General features: G+C 59.7%; 19 protein-coding genes and 1 pseudogene. 12 read left to right on the top strand and 8 right to left on the bottom strand.

The annotated features are described in order from the left end of the window. Positions 1–56: 56 nt before the first annotated feature. A complete protein-coding gene (gene yaaA / locus BT116_RS27120; protein ID WP_014340035.1) occupies positions 57–836 on the bottom strand; it encodes a peroxide stress protein YaaA in 780 nt (259 codons plus the stop codon). Between the two features lie 284 nt (positions 837–1,120). Here yaaA and BT116_RS27125 point away from each other — a divergent pair, with 284 nt between their 5' ends. The 6 genes from BT116_RS27125 (at position 1,121) to BT116_RS27150 (ending at position 6,343) form a co-directional block, all read left to right on the top strand. After that, positions 1,121–2,245 (top strand): polysaccharide deacetylase family protein, encoded by a 1,125-nt coding sequence (locus BT116_RS27125; protein ID WP_072348601.1) that lies wholly within the window; start codon positions 1,121–1,123, stop codon positions 2,243–2,245. Between the two features lie 336 nt (positions 2,246–2,581). Further along, a complete protein-coding gene (locus BT116_RS27130) occupies positions 2,582–3,976 on the top strand; it encodes a PhoH family protein (RefSeq protein ID WP_072348603.1) in 1,395 nt (464 codons plus the stop codon). A gap of 168 nt (positions 3,977–4,144) precedes the next feature. Next, positions 4,145–4,618, top strand: coding sequence for a cyclic pyranopterin monophosphate synthase MoaC (gene moaC / locus BT116_RS27135; protein WP_003205311.1), 474 nt, complete (start codon positions 4,145–4,147; stop codon positions 4,616–4,618). Further along, entirely contained in the window at positions 4,615–4,857 is a 243-nt protein-coding gene (gene moaD, locus BT116_RS27140) for a molybdopterin converting factor subunit 1 (protein WP_053189805.1), read from the top strand. Before moaC ends, moaD begins: the two co-directional genes overlap by 4 nt. 3 nt (positions 4,858–4,860) lie before the next feature. Further along, the gene (moaE, locus tag BT116_RS27145; protein WP_072348605.1) at positions 4,861–5,313 is read left to right on the top strand and encodes a molybdopterin synthase catalytic subunit MoaE; all 453 of its coding nucleotides are present in this window, start codon (positions 4,861–4,863) and stop codon (positions 5,311–5,313) included. Positions 5,314–5,566: 253 nt separating this feature from the next. Continuing rightward, positions 5,567–6,343 carry an ABC transporter substrate-binding protein gene (locus tag BT116_RS27150; protein ID WP_072348607.1) on the top strand — a complete coding sequence of 259 codons (777 nt, stop codon included), beginning with the start codon at positions 5,567–5,569 and terminating at the stop codon, positions 6,341–6,343. Between the two features lie 102 nt (positions 6,344–6,445). Here the strand turns inward: BT116_RS27150 and BT116_RS27155 are convergent, their stop codons facing one another. From BT116_RS27155 to BT116_RS27175, 5 genes are all read right to left on the bottom strand, one after another. Beyond that, on the bottom strand, positions 6,446–7,072 hold the full coding sequence (locus BT116_RS27155; protein WP_003205307.1) for a helix-turn-helix transcriptional regulator: 627 nt from the start codon (positions 7,070–7,072) through the stop codon (positions 6,446–6,448). An 89-nt stretch (positions 7,073–7,161) separates the two neighbouring features. Further along, complete coding sequence (locus tag BT116_RS27160) at positions 7,162–8,289, bottom strand: NAD(P)/FAD-dependent oxidoreductase (protein ID WP_072348608.1); 1,128 nt, start codon at positions 8,287–8,289, stop codon at positions 7,162–7,164. Positions 8,290–8,349: 60 nt separating this feature from the next. Then, complete coding sequence (locus BT116_RS27165) at positions 8,350–9,300, bottom strand: ornithine cyclodeaminase family protein (protein ID WP_072348610.1); 951 nt, start codon at positions 9,298–9,300, stop codon at positions 8,350–8,352. Positions 9,301–9,438: 138 nt separating this feature from the next. Next, positions 9,439–10,914 (bottom strand): ATP-dependent RNA helicase RhlB, encoded by a 1,476-nt coding sequence (rhlB, locus tag BT116_RS27170; protein WP_063324516.1) that lies wholly within the window; start codon positions 10,912–10,914, stop codon positions 9,439–9,441. A gap of 98 nt (positions 10,915–11,012) precedes the next feature. Further along, positions 11,013–11,669 (bottom strand): alpha/beta hydrolase, encoded by a 657-nt coding sequence (locus BT116_RS27175; RefSeq protein ID WP_063324517.1) that lies wholly within the window; start codon positions 11,667–11,669, stop codon positions 11,013–11,015. A gap of 473 nt (positions 11,670–12,142) precedes the next feature. Here BT116_RS27175 and BT116_RS27180 point away from each other — a divergent pair, with 473 nt between their 5' ends. The 4 genes from BT116_RS27180 to BT116_RS27195 all read left to right on the top strand — a co-directional run bounded on the left by BT116_RS27180 (position 12,143) and on the right by BT116_RS27195 (position 16,305). After that, the gene (locus tag BT116_RS27180) at positions 12,143–13,174 is read left to right on the top strand and encodes an amino acid ABC transporter substrate-binding protein (protein ID WP_003205302.1); all 1,032 of its coding nucleotides are present in this window, start codon (positions 12,143–12,145) and stop codon (positions 13,172–13,174) included. Positions 13,175–13,239: 65 nt separating this feature from the next. Then, positions 13,240–14,421 (top strand): amino acid ABC transporter permease, encoded by a 1,182-nt coding sequence (locus BT116_RS27185; protein WP_072348612.1) that lies wholly within the window; start codon positions 13,240–13,242, stop codon positions 14,419–14,421. A gap of 10 nt (positions 14,422–14,431) precedes the next feature. Continuing rightward, positions 14,432–15,529 (top strand): amino acid ABC transporter permease, encoded by a 1,098-nt coding sequence (locus BT116_RS27190; protein WP_003205300.1) that lies wholly within the window; start codon positions 14,432–14,434, stop codon positions 15,527–15,529. Positions 15,530–15,540: 11 nt separating this feature from the next. Next, positions 15,541–16,305, top strand: coding sequence for an amino acid ABC transporter ATP-binding protein (locus tag BT116_RS27195; protein WP_003205299.1), 765 nt, complete (start codon positions 15,541–15,543; stop codon positions 16,303–16,305). Positions 16,306–16,364: 59 nt separating this feature from the next. Here the strand turns inward: BT116_RS27195 and BT116_RS27200 are convergent, their stop codons facing one another. Together BT116_RS27200 and BT116_RS27205 are read right to left on the bottom strand one after the other, a co-directional pair. After that, on the bottom strand, positions 16,365–16,847 hold the full coding sequence (locus BT116_RS27200; RefSeq protein ID WP_003178333.1) for a type II toxin-antitoxin system MqsA family antitoxin: 483 nt from the start codon (positions 16,845–16,847) through the stop codon (positions 16,365–16,367). Next, entirely contained in the window at positions 16,844–17,155 is a 312-nt protein-coding gene (locus BT116_RS27205; RefSeq protein ID WP_072348614.1) for a type II toxin-antitoxin system MqsR family toxin, read from the bottom strand. Before BT116_RS27205 ends, BT116_RS27200 begins: the two co-directional genes overlap by 4 nt. Before the next feature lie 164 nt (positions 17,156–17,319). Here BT116_RS27205 and BT116_RS27210 point away from each other — a divergent pair. After that, positions 17,320–17,757: pseudogene (locus tag BT116_RS27210) on the top strand (FadR/GntR family transcriptional regulator); the annotation flags it as partial. Positions 17,758–17,821: 64 nt separating this feature from the next. Continuing rightward, positions 17,822–18,101 (top strand): transposase (locus BT116_RS27215; RefSeq protein WP_175557961.1); only part of this gene is annotated, 280 nt, incomplete at its 3' end.

The following is an 18,101-nucleotide window of genomic DNA, read 5'->3' on the forward strand; positions in this document are numbered from 1 at the left end:
TGACAAATAGGCAGATGATCGAAGCCCCCGATCAGGGGGCGGTATAGCGTTATGCCTTATTCGGGGGCGTGATCGCGCAGGAAAACCAGTTTGTCCCGGCTCGACTGTTGGGCGTTGAAGCGGTAGCCCTGTACATCGAACTGGCTGAGGGCCGCAGGGTCGTTGATCCGTTCCTGAATCACGAAGCGACTCATCAGGCCCCGGGCTTTCTTGGCGTAGAAGCTGATGATTTTGTACTGGCCATTTTTCAGGTCGCGGAATTCGGTATCGATGACGCGCGCTTTCAGTGCGCTGCGCTTGACCGCCGAGAAGTATTCATTGGAAGCCAGGTTCAGCAGAACGTCGTCGCCCTGGTCGGCGAGGGCTTCGTTCAGCCATTCGCTGATGCGTGTGCCCCAGAAAGCATAAAGGTCCTTGCCCCGGGCATTGGCCAGCTTCGTGCCCATTTCCAGGCGATAGGGTTGCATCAGGTCCAGTGGCCGCAGCAGGCCATAGAGGCCAGAGAGCATGCGCAGGTGTTGCTGGGCGTAGTCGAAGTCGGCGTCGCCAAAGCTTTGCGCATCGAGGCCCGTATACACGTCGCCCTTGAAGGCCAGCAGCGCCTGCTTGGCATTGGCCGGAGTGAATGCCGGTGTCCAACTGCCGAATCGCGCGGCATTGAGGCCGCCGATCTTGTCGGAGACATGCATCAGCTCGCTGATCTGTGCCGGGGAGAGTTCGCGCAGTTGCTCGATCAGTTCCTGGGAATGGTCCAGGTACTGCGGCTGGGTAAAACGCTCGGTGGCCGGCGGTGTTTCGTAATCGAGGGTCTTGGCGGGGGAAATCACCATCAGCATGAAATCGTCTCCTTGAGGGTGCGGCGATTCTAGGGGGTTGTCCGGGTGGACTCCAGCTATCGAGGCAATAGGTGATCGGTGGTGAAGTGCCGAATTTTGTGGCGTGCTCATTGTGGCGAGGGGATTTATCCCCGCTAGGCGGCCCAGCAGCCCTAAAAACGGCAACTTCATTGATCAGGTTGATTCCACTCTTGTTGGGGCTGCTGCGCCGCCCAGCGGGGATAAATCCCCTCGCCACAGATCGGCTATGATGCCGCGCGGGTTTCGTTATGGAGACATCCCTTTTGCGTATCGCTCTTGTGTTATCGGCCTGGCTGTTGAGCCTGGGTGCCATTGCCGCGCCCAATGATGTCGCGACCCTGGACCGCAGCACCTGGCCGGAACAACTCACCAGCCCGACGCTGTTCGACGTGGCCTCGCGGGCCGAGATCCTGATGTTCGCCCGGGTCCTGCTGGACGTCGATGCCATGGACGAGATCGCACTCAAGCAGTACTTGGGGCTGCGCTCGGTCAACATGGTTGCGATCGATGCGCTTCGCGCCCGGCTGTGGCAGCGGTTGTTGGCCAGCTACAACTTTGCCCAACGCAGTTGCGATCAGGACGCTTCCTTCTGTTACCTGGTCGAGGACATGGCGACCCTGCGCGAAGAAGCGCGCAGGTTTCATCTGGATGACAATTCCTACTACATCAAGTGGGCCGCGCCTAGCCAGATCTTTCATACCCAGTATCGTGACGAACTACTGCGTAAAGCCGCGCTTTTTCCGCAAACCAGCAGCGAAATCGAACGTTTCGGCGAGTACGAACGCAACGGCGAAGACATGAACGACCGCCTGTTCCTGCTGACCTTCGACAGCGCCGCCAACGTGGTGCCGGACAACACTGCGTGGCTAACCGAATACCTGCGCAAGGCGAACATCAATGGCACCTTCTTCGTGCTGGGCAAGGACATCCAGGCGCGGTTGCAAGAGGGCTCGGTCAATAATCTCCAAGCGTTGTATTCGAGACAATGCGTGGGCGTGCAGGGCTGGGAGTTCCGCTCCCACAGTTATTGGCAGGACTGGCAAGACTCGGTCCGGCGCAGTGTCGAGCTGGTCAAGGGCAAGCTGCCCGAAAATTACGTGCCGCTGTTTCGTCCGCCCCAGGGCCAGCGTCGTGGCGATGCGCAAGCGTTCTTTGAGCAGCAGGGCTTGCAAGTGGCGCTGTGGGACATCGATCCCCAGGACAGCAACAATCGACTCAAGCCTGAGCAAAGCGCCCAGCGTGTGCTGACCCTGATGCTGCTGTGGCGCCACGGGGTGATCAATTTCAATGCCAAGCAGGATGGGGTGAAAACGGCGATGCCCTGGTTGATGACGCAGACGGCGCAAAGCGGGATCGGTTGGGCGGACTGCCAGGAAGCGTTTCGCTGAAACCTGAAAAGGCCCGGAAACATTGGGGAAAGAGGAAAAACCGGCGCACATTCATGACAACCGGACTTCCGACTTTAACGGCGCAATGGCGGTACGCCAAGGGTTATTCGTCACTCTGAAAAATAAACTTCAAAAAAGCGTCAAAGTGCTTTTTCCTGTCATGGTTTTTGGAGTATCAAGAAGACAGACCGCCGAAACCTGCAACACAGGTGGCGTCTTCCAAGACCCAGATTGTGTGCAGTTCACCTGAATCGTCGCGGGTGAATTCGGTGGCTACCTCGAGGCGCAGCACTGTCACGGTATTGCGTCGAATGGCCCCCACATAGGTGACCGAGTATGGATGACCACGGACGTAGCCCTTCCTCCAACCAGCCAATCCTCTATGTACTCGATACCAACGTATTGATCCACGATCCAAACGCCCTGCTGAACTTCGAAGAACACCACGTTGCCATCCCGATGACCGTGCTTGAGGAGTTGGACAAACTCAAGAGCGGACACCACAGCGTTGCGGCCGAATGCCGGCAGGCGATCCGCCTGATCGACAAGACCCTGGGTGACGCCTCTCCGGAGGACGTTGAACTCGGCGTGCCGATCCAGCGTGGTAAAAGTGGTCCCAAGGGCCTGCTTTCGATCCTGATGAGCAAGCGCACCGAACCCAACCTGGTGCTGCCTGAACACCTGAACGACAACATCATCATCAACCAGTTGATCGACCTGCACGCGCACACCAAGGACCAGGCCGTGGTGCTGGTGACCAAAGACATCAACATGCGCCTCAAGGCCCGCGCCTGCGGGATTGCGGCGGAGGACTACAGCACCGACCAGCTGGTCGACGACGTCTCGCTGTTGCCCAATGGCTACCACACCATGACCGGCTCTTTCTGGGACCGTGTGAGCAAGGTCGAGACCCGCCAGGACCACGGCCGCACCTGGCACCAGGTGCAACTGATCGACAACCTGCCGGCCGTGCACATCAACGAGTTCATCATCGACGAACAAGGCTTCGTCGGCTGGATCAAGGAAATCCAGGTCGACAAGCTGCTGATCCTCGACCTGCACCAGGAGCCTTTGCTGCATCAGGAAGCCTGGGGCCTCAAGCCCCGTGACATCTACCAGAGCCTGGCGCTGTTCGCCTTGCTCGACCCGGATATCCACCTGGTCAACCTGTCCGGCGCCGCCGGTTCCGGCAAGACCATCCTGGCCCTGGCCGCTGCCATCGAGCAGACCATGGTCAGCAAACGCTACCGGCGCATCATCGCCACCCGCAGCGTGCAGGGCCTGGACCAGGAAATCGGCTTCCTGCCCGGTACCGAAGCGGAAAAAATGGAACCTTGGCTCGGCGCCATCACCGACAACCTCGAAGCCTTGCACATGGATGACGAAAGCACCCATGGCAGCGTCGACTACATCCTCAGCAAAGTGCCGTTGCAGTTCAAATCCCTCAACTACATTCGAGGCCGCAGCTTCCAGCAGAGCCTGATCCTGATCGACGAATGCCAGAACCTGACCCCGCACCAGATGAAAACCATCATCACCCGTGCCGGTGCCGGTTCCAAAGTGGTGTGCCTGGGTAACCTGGCGCAGATCGATACCCCTTATCTGTCCGCGACCAGCTCCGGGCTGACTTACCTGACGGAACGCTTCAAGGACTTCCCCAACGGGGTCCACATCACCCTGCAGGGCGTACCGCGCTCGATCCTGGCCGAATACGCCGAATCCCACCTGTAACCCCAACCCAACCGGGCGGCCTTCTAGCCGCCCGGTTTTTTATGTTGTACAAAAAAACTGTGGGAGCGCTGACTTTCGAATCCAAGACCCAGGTGGGGTGCGACAATCAACCCTGCCGGAATCTGACCCACGGGTTTACAATCGAGGCTCCCGATCAGGAGTAACCCTGTGCTGACTCATCTCGATTCCCAAGGTCGCGCCAACATGGTCGACGTGACCGACAAGGCCGTGACATTCCGTGAAGCCACGGCCGAAGCCTTTGTGCGCATGTTGCCCGACACGCTGCAGATGATCGTCAGCGGCGGTCACCCCAAGGGCGATGTGTTCGCCGTCGCACGCATTGCCGGCATCCAGGCGGCCAAGAAAACCAGTGACCTGATTCCGCTCTGCCACCCGCTGTTGCTCACCAGCGTCAAGGTCGAGCTCAATGCCGAAGGCGAGGACCGGGTACGCATCGTCGCCCGTTGCAAACTGTCGGGGCAGACCGGCGTGGAAATGGAGGCCCTCACCGCCGCCAGCGTCGCTGCACTGACCATCTACGACATGTGCAAGGCCGTCGACCGTGGCATGACCATCGAAGGCGTGCGGGTGCTGGAAAAACTCGGCGGCAAGAGCGGCCATTTCCAGGCGGATGCGTCATGAAAATCAACGTGAAGTTCTTTGCCCGTTACCGTGAAGCGCTGGGTGTGGACTCGGTAAAGGTGGAAGGCGATTTCGCCACGGTCGACGATGTGCGCGTGCTGCTTGCCCAGCGTGACGGGGCCGAGGTGCTGAAGGAACAAAACCTGATGTGCGCGCGCAATGAAGACCTGTGCCAGCTCGACGAACCGCTGGCGGACGGCGACGAAGTGGCGTTTTTCCCCACCGTGACCGGAGGCTGAACCATGGCGATTCGTGTGCAGGTCGCACCGTTCGACGCAGGGGGCGAAGTCAACGCGATGCACGCGGCCAATGTCGGCGTGGGGGCGGTGGTGAGTTTTGTCGGCTACGTGCGCGACTTCAATGACGGCCTCGATGTGTCCGGGATGTTCCTGGAGCATTATCCAGGCATGACCGAAAAAGCCCTGGGCAAGATCGCCAGCGAGGCCGAGCAGCGCTGGCCGTTGCTCAAGCTGGAGGTGCTGCACCGTATCGGCGCCCTGGAACCGGGCGAGCCGATCGTCTTCGTCGGGGCCGCCAGTGCCCATCGCCAGGCGGCATTCGACGCCTGCGCCTTTGTCATGGACTACCTCAAGACCCGAGCGCCGTTCTGGAAGAAGGAAAACACTGTCGACGGCCCGCGCTGGGTTGAAGGGCGGAACAGTGATCATGCGGCAGCGGATCGCTGGAAGCAGTAAACCCCCCGTCTTTTTTCGCAAGCCACGAGCCCGCCATCGCGAGCAAGCTCGCTCCAACACTGGATCTTCGTTGTACACAGGTCCTTTGTGGGCGCGAGCTTGCTCGCGATGAGGCCGGCAGCCTCCCATCACTTTCCCCTGTTTCCCCAATTGACGCTTTGTACATAAAAGTCCAGTATGGATTTATAAGTACATAAAAGTCATCGCCCCACCTTTCTCTGCCAAACCAACAACAACCCGCGAGAGATCGATCATGAAGAAACTCCCCCTCATCACCGGCCTGGCCTTGAGCCTGTTGGCCTCCAGCAGCCTGTTCGCCGCTGAGAAAACCTTGCGCATCGGCATCGAGGCGGCGTACCCGCCGTTTGCTTCCAAGACCTCGGAAGGAAAGATCGAGGGGTTCGACTACGACATCGGCAATGCCCTATGTGCGCAGATGCAGGTCAAGTGCGAGTGGATCGAAGGTGAGTTCGACGGGCTGATTCCGGCGCTCAAGGTGAAGAAGATCGACCTGGCGCTGTCGTCCATGACCATCACCGAAGAGCGCAAGAAGTCGGTGGATTTCACCCACAAGTACTACTTCACCTCGTCGCGCCTGGTCATGAAGGAAGGGGCGGTGGTCGATGACCAGTACGCCAGCCTCAAGGGCAAGACCGTCGGTGTGCAGCGGGCCACCACCACTGACCGCTACGCCACTGAAGTCCTCGAGCCCAAGGGTGTGAGTGTCAAGCGCTATAGCAACAATGAAGAAATCTACATGGACCTGGCGTCCGGTCGTCTCGACGCGATTTTTGCCGACACCATCCCCCTGGAAGACTTCCTGTCGATGCCCCGTGGCAAGGGCTACGCCTTTGTCGGCCCCGAGCTCAAGGACCCGAAATACGTCGGCGAAGGCGCCGGTATCGCGGTGCGCAAGGGCAACACCCAACTGGTAGCGGATTTGAACAAGGCCATCGATGGGATTCGCGCCAATGGGGAGTATCAGAAGATCCAGGGCAAGTATTTCAAGTCGGATATCTACGGCGACTGATTGACCGCCATCGCGAGCAAGCTCGCTCCCACAGGGTACCTGGGTACAAAGATCCAGTGTGGGAGCTTGCTCGCGATGGCGGCAGTCCTGGCAACGCAGATTTCAGCCCTTCAACTCCTTCAAATGCTTGTACACCGTCGCCCGCCCCATGTTCAGCACATTGGCCACGTAGTTAGACGCGCTCTTGCCCTTGAACGCGCCTTCGGCATGCAGCGCCAGCACCAGCTCGCGTTTGTGGTCGCGGGTCAGCAGGTTCAAGCTCAATTGACGCTCGCGCATCCAGGCATGCAGGAAGGTGTTGATCCGCTCCTGCCAGTCATCGCGAAACAGTGAGTCCGGCTGGGGGATCAACTTGCTTGGCGACAGGAACAGATCCAGCGCGGCCTTGGCGTTCTCGAACAGCGAAATATTCAGGTTGATGCACAGCACCGCCAGCGGATGTCCGTCGGCGTCACGCAGTACGCTGCTGAGGCTGCGAATCTTCTGTCCGTCCCAGTTCAGCTTCTCGTAGGGCCCGATATTACGTTCGCTGACATCCTCGCTGAGCATGTCTTCCAGGGACGAGTCATCGCCAATTTCACGCTTGGACAGGTTATTGGCGATGTAATCGACTTTTTGGGTGCGCAGGTCGTGCAGCACCACTTCGGCGTGGGGGTAGAACAGTGTGGCGATAGCGTCGGCGATGGTGCGGAAGTTTTCCAGCGCCGGATCGGGTGGCGAGGCAGTCATGACAGGGCTCCAGGCAGCGTCAGCGCCCCGTGAAACAGGGGCGCGGGGGAGTGTGCCGCAATCGCGGCGATGCGTCACCTCAAGGTGGCTCAGCCCAGTCGTTCGGGTGACAGCATGGCGATGCTCAGGCCGAAACGGGCCAGGGCCTCGGGCAGCGGTTCGCCACGCACCAGCGCCGCGCTGGCCTGGCCCATGGCCGGCGACGTCTGGATGCCGTAGCCACCCTGGGCCGCGACCCAGTACAGTCCGGGCACCTGTGGATCGAAGCCGGACAGCAGGTCCCCATCGTGTACGAAACTGCGCAAGCCGGCCCAGGTGCGGGTCGGGCGGCGGATAGTCAGGGTGGTGGCTTCTTCGATCTGGTAGATGCCCATGGCGATGTCCAGTTCTTCCGGCTGTACGTCGTGAGGTTCCACCGGGTCGGCGTTGGCCGGCGAGCCGAGGAACATGCCGGCGTCGGGTTTCATATAGAAGGATTCGTCCAGGCTCACCAGCATCGGCCAGTCGTGGATGTCCACACCCTCGGGCCCGGCAAAAATGAATGCTGCACGCCGCTTGGGCTGCAACCCCAGCTTCCGGGCGCCGGACATCTGGGCAATGTGATCGGCCCATGCGCCGGCGGCATTGATCAGGACCGGGGCTGTGAAGGTCTGGTTGGCGGTTTTCACTTGCCACAGCCCCTGATCATCGCGGCTCAATTGCTGCACTTCGCTGTCGGTGTGCACTTCACCGCCATTGCGACGAATACCGCGCAAGTAGCCCTGGTGCAGCGCATCGGTGTCGATGTCGCAGGCCGTGGGGTCGTAGATCGCTCCGTGGACCTTGTCCCGCCGCAGGAACGGCAGCCTTGCACAGGCCTCGTCGGCGCTGAGCAATTGCATCTGCGGCACCGTGGCCTTGGCACTGAGGTACTGGTTGTTCAACTCGGCCGGGTCACCGGTGAAGTCCACGGTCATTTCGCCCCGTGGGGTCAGCAAGGGGTGTTCGCAGAAACCGGCCGGCGGGGCGTCGAAAAAATCCCGGCTGGCCTGGGTCAGCGCTCGCACCTGAGGGGTGCCGTAGGCGGCGGTGTACAGCGCCGCCGAGCGGCCGGTGGAGTGATAGGCCGGATGGGATTCGCGCTCGAGCACAATTACACGACCGTGGGGGGCGAGCCAGTAACCGGTGGATGCACCGGCAATGCCGCCGCCGATGATGATGAAGTCTGCTGAGGTCATGAAGCTCTCCTGTGGAGCACATTGCCGGGCGTTCGCGGAACCTGTGGGAATCGAGTTGTGTCAGTGGTGGTGCAATCGGTAAAGGGCATTCGCCAGCGCAACATCCTCCAGCCCCAGGCCGATGGAGCGGAAGAACACGTGGCGTTTGTAGTCGGGACGCGCCGCGTGTTCGCTGAGCAATTCGGGCAAATCGCCGACGATCCTCGCCGCCTGCCAGCCATGCTGTTCACCGGCGATCAGCATTTCACCGGCCGAGCCTGGGGTGGTCTGACGATAGTCGCAGAACACGTCCATGTCGTTGAGGCTTTGAGGGGGGACTTCATGGGCGCGCGGAGCGTTGGTGCTGATCGAGGTGATCAGCGCCGGTTTGCCCAGGGTCTGCGGGTCGAGTACCGCTTTGGCGGACGAGGTGCAGAGCATCACCACGTCGGCGTCGTGCAGCGCTGCCTCAAGGCTGTCAGCGATGTGCAGGCGAGGGTCCAGGTCGGTGATGGAGGCAAGTTCTTGTGCCGACTTGGTCTTCAGGCCTGGCGAATAGAGGCTGATCGCTTGCCAGTCCCGCAGGCCCTTGACGTATTGCACGTGTGCCCGCGCCACGGGGCCGCTGCCAATGACCACCAGGCGCCGGGCGGTGTGCGGGGCGAGGGCATTGATGGCAACAGCCGTGGTGGCAGCGGTGCGAGCGGTGGTCAACTCGGCGGCATCGCACAGCAGTAGCGGCTGGCCGGTCTGCATCGACATCAACAAGGTCCAGGCAGTCACCAGCGGGCCTTGCTCGCGCACGATGTAGGGCGAGGTCTTGATCCCGTAGACCTGGTCTTCAGCCAGCACCCCCAGGTAGTTGATGAAGTCCCCGGCGCCCTGGGGAAACACCACCAGTTGCTGGGGTGGCTGCACCGCCTGTCCGGCGGCAAGATCGCGGAACAGCTTGCGCAGGATGTGTGGCACGTCGATTTGCCCGAGCAGTTCTCGTGCCTGGGCTTTGGTCATCACATAGGGCGTGCTGGGCATGGGGGCTCCGGATGCTCGAGTAAACTATTTTGTCCATTATGGACTTTTAGTTTACTTGAGCAATATCCCGAGGCAAAAAAAAAGCGCAGCCTGTCTTGGCTGCGCTGATCGTTCCTACGCTCTGCGTCCATCTCGATGCTAAGGACGCTTGCGCTCGACCGGACGTAACAGGTGGGTCGGGGGCATTTCGCAACTGATCTTGCGGCCCAGCAACGCTTCGATCGACGGCAACTGGTAGGAGTCATCTTCGCCAGCGAAGCTGATCGAAACCCCGGCGGCCCCGGCACGACCGGTACGGCCGATGCGGTGCACGTAGTCGTCCGGCACTTCCGGCAGGGTGAAGTTGATCACGTGGCTGATGCCGTCGATGTGGATGCCGCGACCGGCCACGTCAGTGGCGACCAATACGCGGATCTTGCCTTCTCGGAAGCCTTCGAGGGTCTTGATGCGCTTGTGCTGGGGCACGTCGCCCGAGAGCTGGGCCGCGTTGACGCCATCGCGCACCAGGCGTTCTTCGATGCGCCGCACTTCGTCCTTGCGGTTGGCGAATACCATCACTCGTTCCCAACCGTTGTCGTTGACCAGGTTGTAGAGCAGCTTGTACTTGTCGGCCCCGGCGACTGCGTAGATATGTTGTTCGACGTTTTCGCTGGCGACGTTTTCGGCTTCGATCTCGACGATGGCAGGGTCGGTGGTCCACTGCTTGGCCAGGTTCATCACGTCCTCGGTGAAAGTGGCGGAGAACAGCAGGGTCTGGCGTTCGCTTTTCGGTGGCGTCTGGCGAATGATCTGCCGCACTTGCGGGATGAAGCCCATGTCGAGCATGCGGTCGGCTTCGTCCAGCACCATCACTTCGACCATGTCCAGGTGCACGTCGCCGCGCTGGTTGAAGTCCAGCAGGCGGCCCGGCGTGGCGACCAGGATGTCGCAGTGACGGGCTTCGAGGTGCTTGAGCTGCTTGTCGAAATCCATGCCGCCCACGAACGTCATGACGTTCAGGCCGGTGTACTTGGTCAGGTCGGCGGCGTCCTTGGCGATCTGCACCACCAGCTCGCGGGTCGGCGCGATGATCAGTGCCCGCGGTTCGCCCATGTAGCGTTCCTTGGGCGGTGGGGTCTGGAGCAACTGGGTGATGATGGAAATCAGGAACGCGGCCGTCTTGCCGGTGCCGGTCTGGGCGCGACCGATGGCGTCTTTGCCCGCGAGGGTGTAACCGAGCACTTGCGCCTGGATCGGCGTGCAATACGGGAAACCCAGGTCCTGGATGGCATGCATCAGTTCCGGGGCGAGCTTGAAATCGTGGAAGCGGGTCTTGCCTTCCTGGGGTTCTACGACGAAGTCCTCGAGCTTCCAGGCGACGACCGGCGGTTTCGGTGCGCGTTCGCGGCGTGGCTTGGGGGCTTCGTTGCGTGGTTTTTCCGCTGCCGGGGCGGTGACAGGCTGTGCGGTTGGCGGTGTCATCGGCTCTTTTGTCACGCCTGCAACAGGTGCGGTGCGGTGCGGTTGTTGCGCATCGGTACGGCTCGGGCCGTGGGTCGGCGCAGTGGAGCCAGGCGCGAGTTGCTCGGCCTCGCTTTTACCGAACATCTTCTTGAGTGCTTTGAGCACGGTCATCTCATCGATTGGTTAAGGAATGTACGCCGGCCAGTGTAATGCAAGAAACGGGCGCGGCGTAGTGTGATCGTCAAAGGACCGGCGTGGCGATTGGCCTCTTAGCGCAACCGCTCGGCCAGCCAGGTACCGATGTCGCGAATCTCCTCGGGTAACACTTCGTGGCCCATTGGGTATTCTTGCCATGTCACGGTGACACCATGCTGCTTTAAATACTCTTTCGCGGTTCGCCCCATGGGGTTGAGTACCACTTCGTCGTACTGCCCGTGCAGTGCCAGGACCGGAATGCGTTGCTGGCTGGCCGACAATTGCAGCTCATCGCTGAAAGTCGGGGCATAAGTAGACAGCGCGACTACGCCGCCGAGCGGGCCCTGCCATTTTACGAACGCCGTGTGATAGACCACCGCGCCGCCTTGGGAGAAACCCGCCAGGAAAATCCGCGAGGCGTCTATTCCGCTGGCTCGCTGGGTTTCGATCAGGTCGATGACCCGTTGTGCCGAAGCTTCGAGCTGCTGTTCATCAATGGCCCGCGCGGGGCTCAGGGCCCGAATGTCGTACCAACTGGGCATCTCATAGCCGCCGTTGATCGTTACTGGCTGGGTCGGTGCCTGGGGCAGAACGAAACGTGTGGTGAGCAAACTTTGCTGCAACATTTCGGCGACTGGCAGGAAATCAAAACGATCGGCGCCCAGGCCGTGAAGCCAGATAACGCACGCGTCGGCAGTGCTGCTGGGCTCGAGAATCAGGGGGTCGGTCATGGTTGTGCTCCAAATCTGTGCGGGCGCGCTCAATTAGTGCGTGATTACAGTGCGTGTCCGGTGTCTCAGTTAATTAGATGTCGCAAAGTTGAAAGTTTTTGTCTTGACGTGTTTTACAAGGGCTAAGCGCAGCGGTCTGGTACGGGCTTTGCTATGGGTGTACCCGAGTGATGATTCTTACGCTGTGCGGTAACACTATCAGTTCACCGCTACGCATGGGATATCAGAAATCCGGTGATGAATGTTCGCCAGCAGCCGCTACGGGCTTCGCGAACGTGAAGGGCTACAGCCCGTTCGGCCGATTGGTGAGAGATGGGCATGACCACTGTTTACGGACATCCTCATTATTAGACTCATAGCGAAGGTCCAGACGTCGGTTGACCCTAAAAAAAGCCAACAAGGGTCGGCAATGCCCCAAAAGGGTGCGACAGGGCTCGAGCTCCGACACAACAAGAGCAAAACTGGAGGTTTGAATGAAGTTACTGAAATCCACCCTGGCCGTCATGACTGCAGCAGCAGTCCTTGGTGTCAGCGGGTTCGCTCAGGCGGGTGCAACTCTGGATGCCGTGCAGAAAAAAGGTTTTGTGCAATGTGGTGTGAGTGATGGCCTGCCGGGTTTCTCGGTGCCTGATTCGACCGGCAAGATCGTCGGTATCGACGCTGACTTCTGCCGCGCCGTGGCCGCTGCTGTATTTGGCGATGCGACCAAGGTCAAGTTCAGCCAGTTGAACGCCAAGGAGCGCTTCACCGCGCTGCAATCGGGCGAAATCGACATGCTCTCGCGCAACTCCACCATGACCAGCTCCCGTGACGCGGGCATGGGCTTGAAATTCCCAGGCTTCATCACCTACTACGACGGCATCGGCTTCCTGGCGAACAACAAGCTGGGCGTCAAGAGCGCCAAGGAACTGGACGGTGCAACCATCTGCATCCAGGCCGGTACCACCACCGAGCTGAACGTTTCCGACTACTTCCGCGCCAACGGCCTGAAGTACACCCCGATCACTTTCGACACCTCCGATGAAAGCGCCAAGTCGCTGGAATCCGGTCGTTGCGACGTGCTGACCTCGGACAAATCCCAGCTGTTCGCCCAGCGCAGCAAGCTGGCTTCGCCAAAGGACTACGTGGTTCTGCCGGAAACCATTTCCAAGGAGCCCCTGGGCCCAGTCGTGCGTAACGGCGACGACGAGTGGCTGGCCATTGTCCGTTGGACTGGCTACGCCTTGCTCAACGCTGAAGAAGCGGGTGTGACCTCGAAGAACGTCGAGGCCGAAGCCAAGTCCACCAAGAACCCTGATGTCGCTCGTATGCTGGGCGCTGACGGTGAATACGGCAAAGACCTGAAACTGCCGAAAGACTGGGTTGTGCAGATCGTCAAGCAGGTCGGCAACTACGGTGAAATGTTCGAGCGCAACCTCGGCAAGGGCACTCCGCTGGAAATCGATCGCGGCTTGAACGCTCTGTGGAACGCTGGCGGCATTCAATACGCACCACCAGTGCGCTGATGGTTCTATCACCCGGTGGGCCAACCACCGGGTGATGTTCTGTTCCATTCTTTGCGGGGCACTTCATGCAAAATTCAATCGGCGCACCTAAGCAGAGGCTCAGCCTCAGCGATCCACGAGTGCGTGCGTGGGTATTTCAAATCGTCACTGTCGTGGCGGTTATCGCGCTGGGCTGGTTTCTGTTCGATAACACACAAACCAACCTTCAGCACCGCGGCATCACCTCCGGTTTCGGCTTCCTGGAGCGCAGTGCCGGTTTCGGCATCGCCCAACACCTGATCGACTACACCGAAGCGGACAGCTATGCCCGGGTCTTTCTCATCGGGTTGCTCAATACGCTGCTGGTCACGTTCATCGGCGTGATCCTGGCAACCATCCTGGGGTTCATCATCGGCGTGGCACGGCTGTCGCAGAACTGGATCATTTCCAAGCTGGCAACCGTTTATGTCGAGGTTTTCCGTAATATCCCGCCACTGCTGCAAATCCTGTTCTGGTACTTCGCGGTATTCCTGAGCATGCCAGGACCGCGGGCCGCCCATAACTTCGGCGACACCTTCTTTGTCAGTAGCCGGGGTCTGAACATGCCTGCCGCGCTGGTGGCCGAAGGGTTCTGGCCATTCGTGATCAGCGTAGTGCTGGCGATCGTCGCCATCGTGCTGATGGCGCGCTGGGCCAACAAGCGTTTCGAAGCGACAGGCGAGCCGTTTCATAAGTTCTGGGTCGGCCTGGCGTTGTTCCTGGTGATCCCTGCGTTGAGCGCGCTGCTTTTTGGTGCGCCGGTGCATTGGGAAATGCCGGAGCTCAAGGGCTTCAACTTCGTCGGTGGCTGGGTGCTGATCCCGGAACTGCTGGCCTTGACCCTGGCCTTGACCGTGTACACCGCGGCGTTCATCGCCGAGATCGTGCGCTCGGGCATCAAGTCGGTCAGCCACGGCCAGACCGAAGCCGCCCGTTCCCTGGGACTGCGCAACGGTCCGACCCTGCGCAAAGTGATCATCCCGCAGGCCCTGCGTGTGATCATTCCACCGTTGACCAGCCAATACCTGAACCTGGCGAAAAACTCCTCCCTGGCGGCCGGTATCGGCTACCCGGAAATGGTTTCGCTGTTTGCCGGCACAGTGTTGAACCAGACGGGCCAGGCCATCGAGGTGATTGCGATCACCATGAGTGTGTACCTGGCGATCAGTATCAGCATTTCGTTGCTGATGAACTGGTACAACAAGCGCATTGCGCTGATCGAGCGGTGAGGAAACGCGCATGACGACTCATACTTTCAAACCAGACATGCCCCCGCCGGGCAGCAGCATCGGCGTGGTGGCGTGGATGCGCGCCAACATGTTCTCCAGCTGGATCAACACGCTGCTGACCCTGTTCGCGTTCTACCTGATCTACCTGATCGTTCCACCGCTGTTGCACTGGGCGATCCTCGATGCCAACTGGGTCGGTACCACCCGCGCCGACTGCACCAAGGAAGGCGCCTGCTGGGTGTTCATCCAGCAGCGTTTCGGTCAGTTCATGTACGGCTATTACCCGACGGATCTGCGCTGGCGCGTCGACCTGACCGTGTGGCTGGCAGTGATCGGTGTGGCGCCGCTGTTCATCTCGCGCTTCCCGCGCAAGGCAATCTACGGCCTGAGTTTCCTGGTGCTGTATCCGATCATCGCCTGGTGCCTGCTGCACGGCGGCGTGTTCGGCCTGGACGCCGTGGCGACCAGCCAATGGGGTGGCCTGATGCTGACCCTGGTGATCGCTACCGTCGGTATTGTCGGCGCCTTGCCACTGGGCATCGTCCTGGCGCTGGGGCGACGTTCGAACATGCCGGCGATTCGCGTGGTCTGCGTGACTTTCATCGAGTTCTGGCGCGGCGTGCCGTTGATCACCGTGCTGTTCATGTCCTCGGTGATGCTGCCGCTGTTCCTGCCTGAAGGCATGAACTTCGACAAGCTGCTGCGGGCGCTGATCGGGGTGATCCTGTTCCAGTCGGCCTACATTGCCGAAGTGGTGCGTGGTGGCCTGCAAGCCATTCCCAAGGGGCAATACGAGGCGGCCGCAGCGATGGGCCTGGGTTACTGGCGCAGCATGGGCCTGGTAATTCTGCCGCAAGCCCTGAAGCTGGTGATCCCGGGTATCGTCAACACCTTCATTGCGTTGTTCAAGGACACGAGCCTGGTGATCATCATCGGCCTGTTCGACCTGCTCAACAGCGTGAAACAAGCTGCCGCCGACCCGAAATGGCTGGGCATGGCCACTGAAGGCTATGTGTTCGCCGCCCTGGTGTTCTGGATTTTCTGTTTTGGTATGTCCCGCTATTCCATGCATTTGGAACGCAAGCTGGACACTGGCCACAAGCGTTAGGAGCGTAGTTTATGAGTGAAGCGATCAAACAGCCTGTGAGCCCTGAAGGCATTATTCAGATGCAGGGCGTCAATAAGTGGTACGGCCAGTTCCATGTGTTGAAAGACATCAACCTGAACGTCAAGCAGGGCGAGCGTATCGTGCTGTGCGGCCCGTCGGGCTCCGGCAAGTCCACCACCATCCGCTGCCTCAACCGCCTGGAAGAGCACCAGCAGGGTCGCATCGTGGTCGACGGCGTGGAACTGACCAACGACCTCAAGCAGATCGAAGCGATCCGCCGTGAAGTCGGCATGGTGTTCCAGCACTTCAACCTGTTCCCGCACCTGACCATCCTGCAGAACTGCACCCTGGCGCCGATGTGGGTACGCAAGATGCCCAAGCGCAAGGCTGAGGAAATCGCCATGCACTACCTGGAGCGCGTACGCATTCCAGAGCAGGCGAACAAGTATCCGGGCCAGCTCTCCGGCGGTCAGCAACAGCGCGTGGCCATCGCTCGTGCCTTGTGCATGAAGCCGAAAATCATGCTGTTCGACGAGCCAACCTCGGCTCTCGACCCGGAAATGGTGAAGGAAGTACTCGACACCATGATCGGCTTGGCTGAAGACGGCATGACCATGCTCTGCGTGACCCACGAAATGGGCTTTGCCCGCACCGTGGCCAACCGTGTGATCTTCATGGACAAGGGTGAAATCGTCGAACAGGCCGCGCCGAACGACTTCTTCGATAACCCGCAGAACGACCGCACCAAGCTGTTCCTGAGCCAGATCCTGCATTGATCCGGTCTTAGGCAGTGAAATAAACCCGGACTTGTCCGGGTTTGTTTTTAATGGGCCGCTCAGCAAGCCGTGAGGGTCTCGTGTTCCTTGTGCACCGTCGTTTTGAATTGCCGCAAGTCTGCGTCTTCAGCGAAGGCATGGACATCGGCAAGCAAATGCGGATAACGATCAAGCAGGCGCATCAGCAAGATCAACGCCTTGGGTGGCACTACCTCGCCGCGCTCGTAGCGGGAAAACGCATTGTGTCCACCGCCCGATAGCAGCAGTACCGCTTCCTTTTGCGATAGATGCAGTTTGCGCCGGACACGTTTGATCTCTTCGCCGATCATTCGCCTGGCCGCGTTGACCAGCTCATCACCTGCATGGTCGTAGCGATCCGAGCAGCTTGAATCGAGCTCGACTTCGCCGCACATCTGACATTCCCAGCCAGACAAGTCATCGACCCGGCGTTCCAGTCCCTTGACGCTCATGGTTTCGCCGCGACCTTCGAAATGCAACATGCCTTCCGGGGCGCCACAGCTGAAGCATTGCTGGTGTTTCATGAGTTTCTCTCCTTGAAGGAAATTACCGGTGGGCCTCCGCTGGGGCGGTACGTCACCTTCAGGTAAATCTGCAGACCGTGTGCATTGGCGTGGTAGACGTCATGCCAGACTCGATAATCGTCATAGGTGGTCATCGATTTGTAGAACTGTTTTCGCTCCAGCCCGTGGATGACCTGCTGCATGTCCGAGACGTTTAAACCGAGCGTCCGAGCAGTGTTCTTCGCCGTGCTGGTGAACGCTTTCCCTTTAAGTCGCCTGACATCTGCCTGTATCGCCGCCAAGGCGTAGTGGGGTGTGTTCTTTTCCATAGAACGGCGTGCCTTGTCCTTAAAATTACCCTAAAAGGGTAATTTTGACTAATCGAAAATCTCGTTTCTTTACCTCCCGTTGACCCTAGGCGGTTGCCGTCCTACGCGAAGCTGACTAACATGTCAGAAAATTCATCCTATGATTGGATGAAAGGGCGAATTCTATGTCAGCTATTTCTCCATTGATGAAACGCTCCCTGGTCGACCAGGCCTTGGAACAATTGCGTCGGCGTATCAGCGATGGTGTGTGGGGCGTCGGCCAGCGCTTGCCCACCGAGCCGGAGTTGGTGGCGGAGCTGGGTATCAGCCGCAACACCGTGCGTGAAGCCATGCGGGTGCTGGCGTTTTCCGGGTTGATCGAGATCCGCCAGGGCGATGGCAGCTACGTGCGGGCGGTGGTTGATCCGCTGGATACACTCAAGGTGCTATCCCGTTGTTCGCTGGAACAGGCCCGGGAAACCCGGCATATCCTGGAGGTGGAGGCCATTGGCCTGGCGGCGCTGCGGCGCACCGATGAGGACCTACTTGCCTTGCGCCGGGCGCTGCAAGGCAGCGGCGAGCATTATCACGGCGACCTGGAGCAGTACATCGCCTGCGACCTGGAGGGTGTTCTGAAGTTTGTGTAAACGGTCATTAGGTGCACACTGCCTTTCCCAAGGAGTCTCAATGACCGAGCCCAAGCGCACTAAACGAGTCAAACCCGATCCTGAGCTGGTGAAGCTGACCGACAGTCTGTTGGCCAATTACCGAAAGCCTGAAGATCTGATCGGCGAAAATGGTCTGCTCAAGCAGCTCACCAAGATGCTGGTCGAACGTGCCCTGGAAGCTGAAATGACCGAACATCTGGGTCATGACAAAAGCGCAGCGGTGACCAATGCAGAAGGAAATGCCCGCAACGGCCATAGCGGCAAGACGCTCAAAGGCGACTTTGGCGAGCTAGCGTTGG

Origin of the sequence: Pseudomonas sp. NFACC16-2 (assembly GCF_900119205.1) — a bacterium.
In the GTDB taxonomy this organism is placed as follows: Bacteria; Pseudomonadota; Gammaproteobacteria; order Pseudomonadales; family Pseudomonadaceae; genus Aquipseudomonas; species Aquipseudomonas fluorescens_Q.